Source organism: Halobacterium zhouii, assembly GCF_021249405.1.
GTDB lineage: Archaea > Halobacteriota > Halobacteria > Halobacteriales > Halobacteriaceae > Halobacterium > Halobacterium zhouii.
The window spans coordinates 2,057,897-2,072,994 of the sequence record NZ_CP089593.1 but is presented as its reverse complement, the minus strand read 5'-3'; the positions used below and the strand labels follow the sequence as shown (position 1 = coordinate 2,072,994).

Genomic DNA, 15,098 nt, shown 5'->3' with positions numbered 1-15,098 from the left:
TGTTAATAAGAGCGAGGCGCGAGTTATTAACAGAGCAGTCATACCGCAAAAAACTGCCCACAACGAAAAATAACACTATGAGTGTAACAACACAACTCCGCGAAAAGCTCGCGGGAGCGAATTCAAGCACAATTTCGAGTCTGGCGCTGGCCATGGTACTGGTTCTATCGGTACTCACAGCCGGCACAGGCTCCGTAGCAGCAAGTTCACACGACATCGAAATCACCGTCGTAGACGCTGGCGGAAACCCAGTGGCGAACGCTAGCGTTGATGTCGTCAATAGTAGCGACGGGACAGTCGTCGCATCCGGCACAACCGACAGTAGCGGTGTCTACACTGCTAATGTCGCCTCCGGTACGTACGACTTCGTCGTCAACGCAGACGGCTACGAGCAATCCGTTAAAACCGGTGTGAGCCACACTTCTGGGACGCTCACAACCGCATCCGTGACGCTGAACACGGCCACTGGGACGATCGAGTCCACAGTCACAGACAGTACCGGCGTAGAAATCGCGAACGCCACAGTCGAGTACATCAACCCGGACACCGGAACGGTTCTGACGACCGCGACCACGGACGCTAACGGGTTCGTGTCTACGGTCGTACCGACCGGGACATACGACGTTCGCGTGACTGCGGACGGATACAACAGCGCCACAAACACCGGCGTGAACGTCACGCAAAACACGGTGACGACATCGAACTTCAGCCTGACCGAGTCGTCAACGACCAGTACGACTGGGGCGCTTGAAGTCAGTGCAATCGACACTAGCGGGAACGCTATCGCGAACGTGACCGTGACCGTGATTGACGCGAGCGACGGCAGCACGGTCGCGACCGCGACCACTGACAGTGCCGGTGAAGTCATCTTCGAGAACCTGAGCGAAGGCGACTACGCGGTTGAGATGTCGCATCCTGACTACCAGACAGCGAACCTCGACCCCGTGTCGGTTACTGCTGGCGAAGTCACCAGCTTCGGCACGACGCTGTATCTGCCTGGCGAGAACATGCGCACCGGCGACCTCACCGTTGTCGGCAGCGAAGGCACGCCGAGCTCGCTGTACGTGGAGCTCGCGCCTGGTACGTACGAGATTACGTGGTCTGTCGTTGACAGTAACGGTGTGCTGAAGACACTGACTACTGAGACAGTCACGATGAACGAATCCGGCATGCACGAATTCGTTCCGGCAGACCTCTCGAACGCGTCTGACGGTGCCATGTACCACTACAAGGTCGTGTACGACACCGACACCAGCCCTAACGCGTCCGTAACCACGAGCGGTATCCTCTACGATAGTAGTGGTAGTGGCGGTGCCGGTAGCGGTGATTCAATCCCGACTGAAGTGATTGTGGTCGGGCTGCTGGTGGCCGCAGGCGCAGTTCTCGCGTACGGTGCGAGTAAGGACGAATAGACGCTCTAACCAACTTTTCCAACTTATACGACACAAAATACAGGACTAAGAATTATGACGAATCAACAGTTGAATCGTGCCAAACTAATCGCGCTCATCCTCTCAATTTTGCTGATTTCCGTGTCCGGGCTTGCGCTCGTCGGGTCAGCAAACGCACAACAAACACCACCAACAACAACCACTGAAACGACGGTAGAGGACGGAGAGAACGGCGAGAACGGCACAACGACCGACGGAGACGGTAGTATTGACACAGGAACGACCGTATCGACAATCGGGCACGTCACAATCCACGACATCAGGTGGGTCGAGGGCGGCGTTGAAGTAGATTTGACGCTACAACGTGACGACATCATCAGGATCAACGAGTACCACGACGGCGGCGGGTATTGGGACATCTATCGTCTCGATGCCGGCACGCATACGATTCACTACGATTTCCGTGAGTCCACGGACGAAATCGGTGTTTCAGTCAAGTCTGAGCGTGAGTGGAAGAACTTCACCAAAGGCACCCGGTTTGTGATGCCGGGAGCGAACGAGGTCGCGACGCTCATTGTGGGTGTGGTCACGGTGTTCATCCTGCTCGCTGCAATCACGCTACGACGCCGCAGGAAGCGCGAGCAAGACGCTAAGCAGGTGTTCTAACCATGACGAGTACAAACACTACCAACGACTCGGAAAGCCGAACCAGCACCGTCCTGAACGCGCTGAAGGGCGCAGTCGTGTGGGTCGGGTCATGGTTCAAAGCGCACGTGCTACTGTTGTTCATCGTCTCGACCGCGTTTGTCGGGACGCTGGAGTACATTGGAGTGCAGACCGGTGTTCCGAGTGCGGTTGCGCCGTATACGGTGTATCTCGCGCTCGGCGCCACGATTGGGTACTACCCGAGCAAGGCACTTCTCGACTGGCTCGAAAACAAGTTCGGCGTACCTTTGCACGACGTAGACCCGGCGACAGGCGACGCTGCCGGGTACATCCTGAGCCAAGAGCGCTGGGAGAATCTCACGGTTGAGGCACCGCACGCGGTGGACGAGGACGGTGATGTGCTGTACAAAACCGTGGATAAAGACCAGCTGCACAACATCACCACCAAGTTCGGAACTGGGTACGAGTGCACGGATTACGATAGTGAGGCGAACACGGCGCGAACGTCCTGGATGGCCGGTTCGTCGCCAAACGAAATTCGCGCATTCAAAAAGACCCTCAAGAGGGTCGAAACCACGCTGAGCGTGCTTGCAGACCTGGGTATCGAGGAGAGCATGAACCGGACGCCGATTGTGCGTGAAATCACGGAGAAGCTCGGTCGATACCTGGTGATGTGCCATCAGCAAGGCACAGTGCCGAACGGGGACGAAATCAACGGCGTCATCACCGAAACGCTGAACGAGCAGACTGGGTCGGATTGGACGACTATCGAAGACAAAGTCCAAGACCGGCTGCCTGACGAGTACGCAGTTAGTAACGCTGCGGGCAACACTGGGGAGTCGGAAATGGTGTATCGAGACCCCGACGGCGCGTCTGGAGGTGACGGCGAATGAACGGTGACGACCCCGAGAGAGCCTTTGTCTCGCTCCTTGAAGAGCACTATCAGGGCGACGAAGAAGGTGTGCCGGACAACTTCTGGTGCACGCGCCTTGGTCGGACTATTGCGGCAGAACGCGACTTTGAGTGGGTGATTGACGATGAGTGACGACGCTTCCTCAAAGCCGATTGAAGCCGAATTCCGCGAATACGCGCTCGGCACTCTCCCGAATCAGGAGCACAGGGATGTGCATCCGATTGTCGGGATGATACCCAACAAGGACGTGCGTCACTACGTGATGTTCCAGGCCGAGGCGTACGACGCTGATGCGCCGATGTTCGACGGGAGGGACATGCCAGACAGCTTCTGGGACACCGAACTCGCCCGAGAAATCAAGCGCAAATACGGGACAGACACCGGGACAGACGCGCTCCTGAGCGGGAACATGGGGCAGTTGAATTACTTCTCGGGCCTCGTTTCTTACCAAAAGGACGTTTCGGGGATGCAGACGCTCATGAGCCTCCAAAAGCTGATTGAAGACATCCCTGTGTTCATCAGCTATATTTACGGGATCATGGGCGCTGGCAAGACCGATTTCGCGTTCCTCTTGCTGGAGGTGTTCGCGTCGATTTACGGGCGTGAGAACGTCTGCATGGCGGCGAACCTCACCAGCGACGACCTCGACGAGGAAATCGACCACTACTCTCGTATCGTCGAGATTCTCGATAGTCGTCGTGAGCGGATGCAGGCCGGTGAAGACCTGGATGAGTTCATCATGGTGGTGGACGAAGCCGCGCAAATCTTCACCGGCAGCGGCTCAGACCAGCACAAGGCGAAAGCGCTTGCTAAGCTCCTGAAGCTCGCACGAAAGGCAAACGCGAACTTGATCCTGATTGGCCAGGACGGCAAGGACATTGGCCCGTCACTGCGAGCACTGTGCACCGCGTTCATTCACAAAGAGTCGGAGAAGAAAACGACGTTCTACCGGGACGTGAAGAACCGGCAGGGCATGGGCGAGATGATGACGCTCTCCGGCATCCCACCAACGAATTACGATGACTATTCGACGTGGGACGAAGGGGAATTCATCTTCGACGCGGACGGTGACGACGATGAAGACCTCGTTACGCAGGAAGAGTTGGATGAGCTGATTAAGGAGCATGAGCGGGAGATGATGGCGCTTCTCGACGCTACGACGGAGTTGACGCAGGCGGCGATTGCTGAGAAGTACGGTGTGAAGTCTCGAACGGTGCGTCGGGCGAAGCAGCGGTACGAGGATGAGTTGGAAGACCTCGGCCTCAGTTAGGGTCGAGAGTCCTTGCTCGCGTGCGTGCGTTGCGCGGGCGTCGCGCGCCTTTGGAGGGGGAGGGGTGCCGCCTGTCCGGTGTCCGTCCCAGCGCTGTGTGGCGATTCGGTTTGTTGGTTCGGACACTCAATCCGTTTGTTTCGAGGGGAACGGACACCGCGAGTGTTAGTTTGCGTGTTTGTACGCGTGAACGCGTGTATTGGTTGTTCGCGGGGATTTGTGGATCGGTTAGTGCCGTGAGTTTGTTGCAGTGTTGTGGGAAGTGTTAATAATGTCTATGTTCTAGTTATTTACGTAATGCAAGCAACAGAAACCATCGGTGGAATCGAACGTGGTCGAGAAGAACTAGAACAAGAACTGCAAGAAGTAGCGGGCGTCGAACGTGGTGATGAGCGATGAGTGACGGTGGCTTGATTGTTGATGCATGGCCGGAGGTCACCTCTCACACGTCGATTTGTGTCGAAGGCAGTGACCTTTGTCTCACGCTGTCGCCACTGACCGGTATCATCATCATCGTTATCGTCGCAGCAGTCGCGTACGTCTACACTCGCGACTGACTGACTGTCGGTGCACAACGAGTTCTGCCCGGCAATGCAACCAGTATTTCTAATGCGGCGTGAAAACGCGTCTAAATCGTGTTTTCGACGGTTCCGTACTTAACGAGGGAACCGATGTCGTAGCGTGTGCATCGGTTTGTACGCCGTTACGAATCTAAATGACGCGGTTCTGCAGGTAGTCGAGGTGCTTGGCGTTGTAGACGATCTTGACCTCGTCGGTCGCCGCCGACCCGATGCAGGTCAGACGCACGTTCTTCTCCTCGACCTCCTCGTCGGAGAGAATCTGCTGCATGTCCATGTCGATTTCGCCCTCGAACACGATGGACGCGCAGTTCGCACACGCACCGGCGCGGCACGAGAACGGCCAGTCGTAGCCCTGGGCTTCCGCAGCCTCGAGGATGTACTCGCCTTCCGCGACGTCGAGCGTGCCGTAGTCCTCGTCGTCGAAACCGGCGTCTGCGGCTTTCTCGAAGAGGTCGTCGTCGTCCATGTCCCAGCCCTGGTCGTCGAGCGTCTCGTAGTTCAGGTATTCAACCGTCGGCATCACCCGACGATTCGACGGCCGCAGTCATAGTACTTATTGTTCGGAGCGACGCCCCGACGCCGTCGATTCCGGCGTCTTCCGGCCGTAATTCGTCACCCGGGCCGGTCGTGCGCGAGGTTTTTGCGTGCGGCACTCGCATCGCCCGTATGGCTTTCGAGTCGTTCGAGGTGGTCCCGGCGGTGGACGTACAGGACAACGAGGTCGTCCAGCTCGTGCAGGGTGAGCGCGGGACCGAGCGCCGGTACGGCGACCCGGTCGAGGCCGCCGAGCGCTGGGTGGACGAGGGCGCCCGGACGCTCCACCTCGTGGATCTCGACGGCGCCTTCGAGGGGGCGCGAGCGAACGCTGAGGCCGTCCAGCGCATCCTCGACGCCACCGACGTGGACGTACAACTGGGCGGTGGCATCCGCACTGTCGAGGACGCTGCCGCGCTCCTCGACCGGGGCGTGGACCGCGTCATCCTCGGCACGGCGGCCATCGAGACTCCCGAAATCGTGGGGGAGATCAGCGCCGAGCAACCGGGCAGCGTGGTGGTCAGCCTCGACGCGAAGGACGGCGAAGTCGTCGTCGAAGGGTGGACAGAGAGCACAGGACTCGACCCCGTCGAAGCCGCCGAGCGCTACGCGGACCTCGGCGCCGCCGCCATCCTGTTCACGAACGTGGACGTGGAAGGCCAGCAGTCGGGCGTGCGCACCGAACCCGTCCGAGAACTCGCGGAGCGCGTCGACATTCCCATCGTCGCGAGCGGCGGCGTCGCGGACGTCGACGACGTCGTCGCGTTGAAGGAGGCGGGCGCCGCAGCGGTCGTCGTCGGCACCGCGCTCTACGAGGGCAACTTCACACTCGAGGAAGCCCAGGCGGCCGTAGAGTGAGCACCAGCACGACTGATTTTCCGCCGTCCAGTAGCCCACTGACCACCCGGTAGCGGGTGGACTGAAGGGGGCCGAGGGGGATTTCGGGGAAGTTGTTGACTGCTGTAGAGTTACCGACAGCAGAAATCCACGCGAGCGGAACGTCCTTGTGGGAGCGCGCGAACAACCACGTATGACTGACCGGAGCGCCGCCGTGACCCGGGAGACGGCGGAGACGGACGTAGAAGTGACGCTGGCAGTGGACGGCGACGGCGACAGCACCGTGGACACGGGCATCGGCTTCTTCGACCACATGCTCGAGTCGTTCGCGAAACACGGCCTGTTCGACGTGACCGTGCGCTGTGACGGCGACCTGGACGTGGACGACCACCACACGGTCGAGGACGTGGGCATCGCGCTGGGACAGGCGTTCGCGGAGGCGCTCGGCGAGAAGCGCGCCATCGAGCGGTTCGCGGACCGCCGCGTCCCACTGGACGAGGCCGTCGCGAGCGTCGTGCTGGACGTTTCGGGCCGCCCGCTCTTCGAGTTCGAGGGGGTCTCCGGGAGCAGAGCGACTGGCGGCTCGTCACGAGCGCAGCGAAGTGGCGGCGCGTTCAGTCAGGAGTCCGTGGGCGAGTTCACGAGCGTGATGGCGCGACACTTCTTCCGAACGTTCGCGACGCACGCGGGCCTGACGCTACACTGCGAGGTGTCCGGCGAGAACGCCCACCACGAGATAGAGGCGCTGTTCAAGGGAGTGGCGCGCGCGCTGGACGACGCGACCCGCATCGACGACCGGCGCTCGGACACGCCGTCGACGAAGGGCGAACTGTAGACCGGCGGCCGCTCGCGGCGGACGGACTGCTACTCCGTCTGCAGTCCGTCGCTGGTCTCCTGGAGGTCACCGTTATCCACGGCGGCGGTGACTGCCTCCTCGACCTCGCGCTCGCCGAGGTCGTAGGCGTTCGTCGCGAGCGCGCGCAGGTCTCCGCGGGGCATCGCGCCGTCCCGGTTCTGGAGCAGACGCACGACCTGCGCGTACCCCGGGGGTTTCCGCTCGGGTTGTTCGTCCGCGTCGCCGTGGTCGCGCTGCTGGTGACTCGACTCCGCGTCGCCGATGGTGACGGCGTCGTCCTCGGATGCCGTCGACTCGCCGCTCGCTGCATCGGCGTGCTGGTCGCCCGCGGTATCGGCGGCGGTGGCACCGGTGCGCTGGTCGCCCGTGGCATCGGCGGACCCGTCGCGCGTTGGCGAATCGGTGGTTTCGGTCGCGTCGCTCGTACCGCTCGGGGACGAGTCTGCCGTTCCGGCGGACTCTGCGGCGGCGAGTAGTGGTTCGGTCACGGACTCCAGGGTCTCCCGGCAGTCCGCACAGAGCGCGAGTCGGCGGGCGTCGCCCGCGACGGACGCGGGCACGACCTCGAAGACGCCCTCCGGCGTGTTGCCACAGAAGTCACAGCTGTCGAGTTGGCGCATGTCCGGTCTGTAAACCCGCATCGACAAAGATTCTCGGCCTCGAGAACGCACACGGGCCCGGACGCCGGCCGACACCCCGGCCCGAGCGCCGAAGCGTCAGTCGCCGTCGACTGTCTTCGTTCCGGTCGTGCCGGAAACGCCGCTCCACCCGCTCCCGTCGTCGACCTGCACCGGTCCGAACAGGTGGGCCTTCGAGAGGTCCAGCAGGTCGGTCGGGGACTCGACCTCGTACGTGAAGGTGGTCTGCTCGCCAGCGGGCGCGTCTCCGAGGTCGACGTACGTCACGCCCGCCTCCTCGTCGGTGCCCAACAGGATGTCGTCGCTGAGGACGGTCCATTCCTCGGGGATGACGTCGCGGACCGCCACGTCGGCGTCGGGTTCGACGGTGACCTCGACGGTGGACGTGATGCCTGCTCCGAGCACGCCGTCGTCTTCAGTTCGGTTGCCGCGAGCGCGAACGCCGGCGCGCTTGTCCACAGTGAGGTCGACGTTCGCCTGCACGTCGTCGCCGTTGGCTCCACCGGGCACGTCGACGAGTTTGGCGACGACGAGGTACGTCGACCCGCCACCGCCCCGCTGCTCGGCCGCCGAGACAGACGCCGACCCCGCGACGCCGGCGGCGCGGTCGACGATGTTCGGTTCGCCGTGTTCGGCGGGGGCGCCGCCGTCGTAGACGAAGAGGTCGACGTGCGGAACGCCGTCGGTGACGTCGGCGTCGCTCCCCTCGTAGCCGGTGAACTCCACGCTCGCCTCCAGTTCGCCGACGCCGAGGTCGACGTAGCCGGCGACAGCGCGCGAGTCCGTCGGGAGGTCGAGACCGAGTTGCTCGCTCGTGGTTCCCGAGAGTTCACGCGTCGCCGCGTCGACGGCAGCATCGGGATTCAGTCGGCCGAAGCCCTCGTAGGGGTCGCGCCCACCGAAGTCGTAGGTCGGCGTCTTCGCGCGGTGGTACGGCGCGGCCGTGAACACCGTCTCGGACGCCGTCGCCAGCAGCAACTGCTTCAGCCGGAACACGTCGTCGAGAGTGGTGTCCGCTGGGGCTGGGAGGCCGAGGCGCGGGCCGCCGTCCTCCTCCATCGCCTGCGCGACGAGACCGGTCGCGCCGGTCGTGAACGGCGTCGCCATCGACGTTCCGGCTTTCCCGGTGTAGTCACGAATCGGCGGTTGCTCGGATTCGCTCACGTCGGCCTGTCCGTTCTTCCCGGCGGTGATGACGTCCGTGAGCGTTCCGCCGGGCGCTGAGACGTCGGGTTTCATGTAGGCCTCCTCCTCGTCCTCGTCGATACCGCCGATACCGCCGGAGGAGTAGCCCGAGATGCCGTCGAGCGGCCCGGTCGCGACGACCGAGACGGCTTCGTCGGCAATCGCCGGGGAGCCGTTGCCGTTGACCGGCGTCGCGGCGTTGCCCGCGGCGGCGAGCGTGAGAATTCCCTCCTGCGCGATGTCCTTGATGACGGCGGGGATGCGGTCGAAGGTGCCTGCTGCGGCACCGAGTGGCAGGCCGCCGACGTAGCCCCAGGACATGTTCACGGCGCGCATGTTGAACGTGTCCGCGAACTGGCCGGCGAACCGACCGAGGTCCTCGGCCGGGCCAGAGAGCCCCTGCAGGCAGAGGAGACTCTGGTCGGGCGCGAACCCGGTGTGCACGCCGTCGGTCGGCCCGTCGAGGCGGTCGGCCGCCGTCGCGTCGGGGTCGAGGAAGGGTCCGTAGCCGACGCGTTCGACGTAGGCAGCACTCGCGTCCTCGCCGTCGGCCGGCGCGATTTCGAACGTGTACGTTCCCGACACGGTCGCCGGTTGCTCGACGGTGTTCACGTCCCACGTCGAACTGTCGTCGACGCCGACGCCCGAACTGTCGATCTGATTCCCGTCGGGGTCGTACAGACGAAGCTCGACGAGTTCGCCGTACGCCGCGCCGACCAGACCAGTGCCCGCCTCGACGTCGACCCCGTAGGTGAGCGTCGCGTTCGTCACCTTGGAGAGTGCGGTTTCCGGTTGCTCGGTGGTGAACGCCGACCCGTCGATGGCGCTCGCGCGGCCGGTGCCGCCCATGATGGACGAGCAGTGCGACCCGTGCCCGTTGGGGTCGCGTGGCCGGTCGTAGAGACCGTAGCGAGACTCGGCGTCGTACCAGCCGACCGCTTTCGGCGTGTCCGCGGTGGGCGTCCCCGAGGTGTCCTCGAAGACGACGCTGTCGTCGTAGGTCGTGACGGTGCCCTCGATGTCGTAGTACGTGCCGCTGATCTCGTAGTCAGTCGTGGTGTTGAGGTACGCCTCGATGACGTAGCGGTACTTCGTCTCGCTCTCGACGGGAATCTGGAGGAGTTTCTCGGGTTGGCTCCCCGTCGCGGCCCGCGCTTCCGTCTCCCAGCGACTGCCGGTCCACACGTCGAGACGGAACTCGAGGTCGTTCTGGTCGACGGGACTCCACGAGAGCGTGGAGTCGAGTTCGTCCACGTCGCTCGGCGTGACGAACTCGACGTGCTTCTCCTCGCCCGTGGCGAAGGTCCCGGAACTCATCGTCCCGGTGTACTGTTCAGTCTCCCCGGATTTCACGCGCGAGACGTCGTTGTTCGCGGGTTTCGTGAGTTTCAACTCGTCGCCTTCCGTGAACGCCTTCACGCCGTTCCAGGGGCCGATGTCGGGGTGCCGTGCGTCGAGTCCGGAGTCCGTCAGCGCGATGGTGCGGTCCGAGCGGCCGCGATAGCCCCGGTCCCACACCTTCTGGGCCTCGATTGCGCGCCAGTTCCGGAACGCGTCGTGTGTGTCGCCGGTCGCCGCGGATGCCACGCTCGAACCGGCCGTGCCGAGTAAGCCGCCGCCAGCCGCGACGCCCATTGCCTGCATGAGTGTTCGACGCGTCAGTTCTACACGGTGTTCCTCACCGGATTCTTCCGACTGTGCCATGGCAGAGCAAAACACGACCAAACAAATAAACCTGTACCAACTTGGTAAAAGTTTGATAATTGGATGCGGAGTGGAACTCGGGGTAAAAATACGGGGCAGTCGGCACGTCTGCGCCCGTTCCGGAGAGACCCCACACGGTTTTCACGGCACGCTACATCCGTTCGCGCATGTTCGAGGACATCATGCAGAAGTTCGAGGGGAGCCCCGGCCAGCAGGCCGTCATCCGTCTCCTCCTCGAGCGCGGGTTCTCGGTGAACGACGACGGCCGGGTGGTGTCCGGCGGCATCGAGATTCCGTACACGCAGGTCGCCCAGGAGGCTGGCGTCGACCGCCGCGTCGTCGACTCCACGACCGAGGCCATCCTCGCGGACGACGAACTCACGCGCATCTTCCAGAACATCAGCCAGATTCCGAGCCTGATGGACCTCGCGCCCGTGCTCGACCTCACGGTGGTCACCGTCGAGGTCCAGGACGCCGACGAACCCGGCATCGTCGCGGAGGTCACGGGACTGCTCGCGGACCGCGAGATCAGCATCCGCCAGACCATCAGCGAGGACCCCGAGTTCACCGACGAGCCACGGCTCTACCTCGTCACGGACGAGGACCTCCCCGGCGACGTCGTCACGGAACTGATGGCGCTGCCGTTCGTGCGCTCGGTCGAACTCTCCTGAGTCGGGGGTCGCGGCGCGCTCACCCCCCGCGGCGCGCTCACTCCCCGAGCACGCTGCTGATGACGAAGAGGTAGCCGACCGTCGTGAGCGCGTAGTTCACAGTGAGGAGAACGAGCGCGTTGTCGAAACCCTGCTCGAACGCGGAGATGGTGGTGGCGATCGCCGCCGCGACGATGATGCAGAATCCGACCGCCAGCGAGAGCATCTCCCGGCGGTCGGTCTGGAGGTAGGCGTTGGCCGCGAGCGACACCATCGCCAGCCCGGAGACCGCGAGCGCGATGCTGAAGAACACGTAGACGAGTTCCAGCGTCGACAGCGCTACCATTCGCCTGAGGATTCATAGAGCGCGGGCATAACCCTTGTGGAGCCGTTCGCGAGGAGTCTGTTCTGACGACTGAACTGCTGAATCCACTCAGGAATTGCTGACAGCAGTACCTCCTATAGCCTCCAAGAACACCCAGAAAGCCCCGGCTGGCTGCACTCCCGCGACTCGCTGTGCTCCTCGGCCGCTTCGCGGCCTGCGGTGCCTACTTCGTCGGGGTTCGCGCAGCCAGCCGCCCCTTTCAGTCCCACCCTGCCGGTTGGCCAGCCGGCATCGGGTGGGGCTGAAAGGGGCGGCCGTCTCAGGGAAGGCGGGCGACGTAAGCACCGAGCGACTGGAGGGAGTGAGGAGCGCAACGAGCCCCCCGACCTGAGACGACCGGGGCTTTCTGGGTGTTCGCAGGTCCAGTTTGACGCACGACTGCTGGCACATCCTGAGCGTCTTCGAAACGAACTCCAGAGACGCCAGCACTCCATCTCGCTAGAACCGCAAGGACGAACCGCCTTGGCGACCCAGAGACGCATATGAGCGAGGCGTACCACACCATCGCCGAACGAAATAAGGCGGCCTTCGAGGTGCAGGGCTCGGAGTTCGTCGGGTACGCTGCGCCCGCGGCGACCGTCGAGGAGGCGGAGGCGTTCGTCGCGGCGGTCGAGGAGCGGAACGCGGACGCGACGCACAACGTGCCGTGCTATCGGGTGCGCGTCGAATCGGGCGGACCCGGGACCGGGTACATGCTCCGGGAGTACCAGTCCGACGACGGCGAGCCGACGGGGTCGGCGGGGAAACCCGCGCTGAACGTGCTCCAGCAGCGCGACGTGGAGAACGCGGTGGTCGTCGTCACGCGGTACTACGGCGGCACGAACCTCGGCGTCGGCGGCCTCGCACGGGCGTACTCGCGGGCGGTGAAGGACGCCGTCGACGCCGCCGGAGTCATCGAGCAGGTGCCACAGGAGCGATTCACCGTCACCGTGGAGTACGACGACTCGGGGACGGTGCGCGGTATCCTGGAGAGTGCGGACTGTGAATTCGACGCCGAGTACGGCGAGGACGTGGCGTTCGACGTGACCGTCGCACGCGAGGACGCCGACGCTCTCCGGGAGCGCATCGCTGACGCGACGAGCGGGCGGGCGGCGGTGGAATAGTCCGCAAACAACGCGGGCGGGCGGCGGTGGCATGAGTAGGGTGCCGCGAGGACAACGCCTTTCCTCGCGCCGCACGACCCACGAGCCATGAATCGCGTCGAGGCGTCGGACTACTACGAGTTCTCGCGGCTCTCGCATCCCGCCACGTCACCGGACGGCGAGCGCGTGGCGTTCGTGAACCAGACACCGGAAACGGACACCGAGTACGAGGCGACCGTACACGTCGCACCGGTCGGCGGCGGCGAGCCGCGGCGATTCACGGCCGCGGAAGGCGTCGACTCCGAGCCGACGTGGAGTCCATCCGGTGACCGACTGGCGTTCGTGTCGACGCGCGGCGAAACCGGCGCTGCGGACGACGACCGACCGCAGTTGTGGGTGCTTCCGACCGACGGCGGGGAGGCCGAGCGGGTGACCGACGTGGTCGGCGGCGTGTCGAACATCGCGTGGGGGCCGGAGGGCGAGTGCATCGCGTTCGTGCAATCCGTTCGTGACGAGGAACGCGAACGGGGCCTCGACCTGGCGGCCAGCGAGCCCGACGGCGGTGAGGCCGAGCGGAACGACGGCGAGTACGAGCGCGAGCCTCCGGACCCGAGAGTGGTTGACCGGCACGTCTACCGGGCCGGAGAAGCGTACTTCGACGGCGCGAACGCGCACGTCTACGTCGCGCATCTGCCGTCTGGTGATGTCGAACGCGTCACGTCCGGAGAGGCCGACTGCCTCGGGCCGGCGTGGGGCGAGACCGACCTCTACTACCCGATTCGGCGGGGCGTCGACCGAGACGACCGACTCGAATGGGATCTCGAGGCCTACGACCCGGAGACGGGGGAGTCGGAGACGGTGACGACCGTCGAGGGGTGGGCGCCAGCGCTCGCAGTTGCGAGTGAGGGCGCCGCCGGGCAGGGCGACCGGATCGCGTACACGACGAAACCCGCGGACGACCCGACGCTCGCGCAGACCGAAATCGAGGTCTACCACCGGAAAACCGACGAGACGACCCGCCCGACCGAGAATCTGGACCGCGACCTCGAACTGTGGAACTCGAGTCACGCGCCGGAGTGGTCGCCTGACGGCGAGTATCTCTACGTATGCACACCCGACGAAGGCGGCTACGTGTTGTGGCGTATCCGCGTCAGTGAACGCGGAGAGGGCGGCGAGCGCGGAGACGACGGCGAACGCGACGCCGAGGTCGTCCTGGGCGGCGACCGCCACGTCCAGGGGTTCTCGGTCGCTCGGGACGCGGTCGGCGTCGTGCAGTCCGAGTGGGACCACCCGGGCGACGTGTTCGCGGCGACGCCCGCGGGCGCCGAGGAGGTGCGGTTGACGCGCGTGAACGCCGACTACCTCGACGACCGCGCGGTCCGGAAACCCGAGCAGGTCACCTTCGAGAGTCCCGGCGGCGGGACGGAAATCCAGGGCTGGGTGCTGACGCCGCCGGACTTCGATTCGAACCGGGAGTATCCGCTGGCCGTGGAGGTGCACGGCGGCCCGCACCGGATGTGGTCGACGTCGGGGTCGATGTGGCACGAGTTCCAGACGCTCGCGGCGCGCGGCTACGTCGTGTTCTGGTGCAATCCGCGCGGGTCGACGGGGTACGGCGAGGCGTTCATGGCCAGTATCGAGCGAGACTGGGGTGACGTCACGCTCGAGGACGTACTGGCCGGCGCACGGCAGACCGCCGACCGGGAGTACGTGGACGACGAGAACGTCTTCCTCACGGGCGGGAGTTTCGGCGGCTTTCTGACGGCGTGGGCGGTCGGTCACACCGACTTCTTCGACGCGGCGGTCGCCCAGCGCGGCGTCTACGACCTCACCGGGTTCTACGGGTCGACAGACGTCCACCAACTGGTCGAGGGGGACTTCCGGGCGGTGCCGTGGGACGACGCCGAGTTCCTCTGGGAGCAGTCGCCCGTGGCGTACGCCGACCACGTCGACACGCCGACGCTCCTGGTTCACTCGGAGGACGACTTCCGCACGCCGATGAACACCGCCGAGTTGTTCTACCGCTCGCTGCGCAAGCACGAGGTAGATACTCGCCTCGTGCGCTACCCCCGGGAGGGCCACGAACTCTCCCGGTCGGGCGAACCCGGCCACATCGTCGACCGCATCGAGCGCGTCGTGCGGTGGTTCGACGGCTACTCCGACCACCACGACGCCGAGAGCGCCCTCGACAGGGAGCGCGGTGCGGGGCTATCAGCCGACGCCGACGCGCCCGAGCGGTAGCGCGACGCTCCGGCCATTCTGGGGGAGCGTTTCGTCGGCGACCGGGGGACCACCGAATCGATAGACTGCGGCGGGTCGCGGAGGTGAAGAAGAGGGGTTGCTGGAACGGGGTGTTCTGGAGTGGAAACCCACCCCATCCGGCTGCCGTCTACCGTCGGTTCGAGG

Annotated in this window: 14 protein-coding genes; 10 read left to right on the top strand and 4 right to left on the bottom strand. The window is 64.3% G+C overall.

Annotated elements, in window-relative coordinates; genetic code table 11:
• Positions 1-77 precede the first annotated feature (77 nt).
• From LT970_RS10860 to LT970_RS10840, 5 genes are read left to right on the top strand one after another with little or no spacing between them, the layout of a single operon-like run.
• Positions 78-1,412: a carboxypeptidase-like regulatory domain-containing protein gene (locus LT970_RS10860; RefSeq protein WP_232686491.1), complete on the top strand. Its 1,335-nt coding sequence runs from the start codon at positions 78-80 to the stop codon at positions 1,410-1,412.
• 54 nt (positions 1,413-1,466) lie between these two features.
• Positions 1,467-2,057, top strand: coding sequence for a DUF8063 family protein (locus tag LT970_RS10855; RefSeq protein WP_232686490.1), 591 nt, complete (start codon positions 1,467-1,469; stop codon positions 2,055-2,057).
• 2 nt (positions 2,058-2,059) lie between these two features.
• The gene (locus LT970_RS10850; protein WP_232686489.1) at positions 2,060-2,950 is read left to right on the top strand and encodes a hypothetical protein; all 891 of its coding nucleotides are present in this window, start codon (positions 2,060-2,062) and stop codon (positions 2,948-2,950) included.
• A complete protein-coding gene (locus tag LT970_RS10845; protein WP_232686488.1) occupies positions 2,947-3,102 on the top strand; it encodes a hypothetical protein in 156 nt (51 codons plus the stop codon). The genes LT970_RS10850 and LT970_RS10845 overlap by 4 nt, the downstream gene beginning before the upstream one ends.
• On the top strand, positions 3,095-4,240 hold the full coding sequence (locus tag LT970_RS10840) for a helix-turn-helix domain-containing protein (protein ID WP_232686487.1): 1,146 nt from the start codon (positions 3,095-3,097) through the stop codon (positions 4,238-4,240). Before LT970_RS10845 ends, LT970_RS10840 begins: the two co-directional genes overlap by 8 nt.
• A 711-nt stretch (positions 4,241-4,951) precedes the next feature.
• Here the strand turns inward: LT970_RS10840 and fer are convergent.
• Positions 4,952-5,341, bottom strand: coding sequence for a ferredoxin Fer (fer, locus tag LT970_RS10835; protein WP_232686486.1), 390 nt, complete (start codon positions 5,339-5,341; stop codon positions 4,952-4,954).
• A gap of 146 nt (positions 5,342-5,487) precedes the next feature.
• On the opposite strand from fer, the gene hisA reads away from it, so the two are divergent.
• Both hisA and hisB read left to right on the top strand, forming a co-directional pair.
• Entirely contained in the window at positions 5,488-6,213 is a 726-nt protein-coding gene (gene hisA / locus LT970_RS10830; protein WP_232686485.1) for a 1-(5-phosphoribosyl)-5-[(5-phosphoribosylamino)methylideneamino]imidazole-4-carboxamide isomerase, read from the top strand.
• A 172-nt stretch (positions 6,214-6,385) separates the two neighbouring features.
• Positions 6,386-7,027, top strand: a complete 642-nt coding sequence (gene hisB / locus LT970_RS10825) for an imidazoleglycerol-phosphate dehydratase HisB (RefSeq protein ID WP_232686484.1) — start codon at positions 6,386-6,388, stop codon at positions 7,025-7,027.
• Positions 7,028-7,056: 29 nt separating this feature from the next.
• On the opposite strand, the gene LT970_RS10820 is transcribed toward hisB, so the two are convergent.
• Both LT970_RS10820 and LT970_RS10815 read right to left on the bottom strand, forming a co-directional pair.
• The gene (locus tag LT970_RS10820) at positions 7,057-7,668 is read right to left on the bottom strand and encodes a DUF8528 domain-containing protein (RefSeq protein ID WP_232686483.1); all 612 of its coding nucleotides are present in this window, start codon (positions 7,666-7,668) and stop codon (positions 7,057-7,059) included.
• Positions 7,669-7,764: 96 nt separating this feature from the next.
• On the bottom strand, positions 7,765-10,575 hold the full coding sequence (locus LT970_RS10815) for a S8 family serine peptidase (protein WP_232686482.1): 2,811 nt from the start codon (positions 10,573-10,575) through the stop codon (positions 7,765-7,767).
• 167 nt (positions 10,576-10,742) lie between these two features.
• On the opposite strand from LT970_RS10815, the gene trpY reads away from it, so the two are divergent.
• Complete coding sequence (gene trpY / locus LT970_RS10810) at positions 10,743-11,246, top strand: TrpY family transcription regulator (RefSeq protein WP_232686481.1); 504 nt, start codon at positions 10,743-10,745, stop codon at positions 11,244-11,246.
• 37 nt (positions 11,247-11,283) lie between these two features.
• Here the strand turns inward: trpY and LT970_RS10805 are convergent, their stop codons facing one another.
• Positions 11,284-11,571 carry a DUF7521 family protein gene (locus LT970_RS10805; RefSeq protein ID WP_232686480.1) on the bottom strand — a complete coding sequence of 96 codons (288 nt, stop codon included), beginning with the start codon at positions 11,569-11,571 and terminating at the stop codon, positions 11,284-11,286.
• Between the two features lie 521 nt (positions 11,572-12,092).
• On the opposite strand from LT970_RS10805, the gene LT970_RS10800 reads away from it, so the two are divergent.
• Both LT970_RS10800 and LT970_RS10795 read left to right on the top strand, forming a co-directional pair.
• Entirely contained in the window at positions 12,093-12,713 is a 621-nt protein-coding gene (locus tag LT970_RS10800; RefSeq protein ID WP_232686479.1) for an IMPACT family protein, read from the top strand.
• A gap of 87 nt (positions 12,714-12,800) precedes the next feature.
• Positions 12,801-14,933, top strand: a complete 2,133-nt coding sequence (locus LT970_RS10795; protein ID WP_232686478.1) for a S9 family peptidase — start codon at positions 12,801-12,803, stop codon at positions 14,931-14,933.
• The last annotated feature ends 165 nt before the right edge of the window (positions 14,934-15,098 follow it).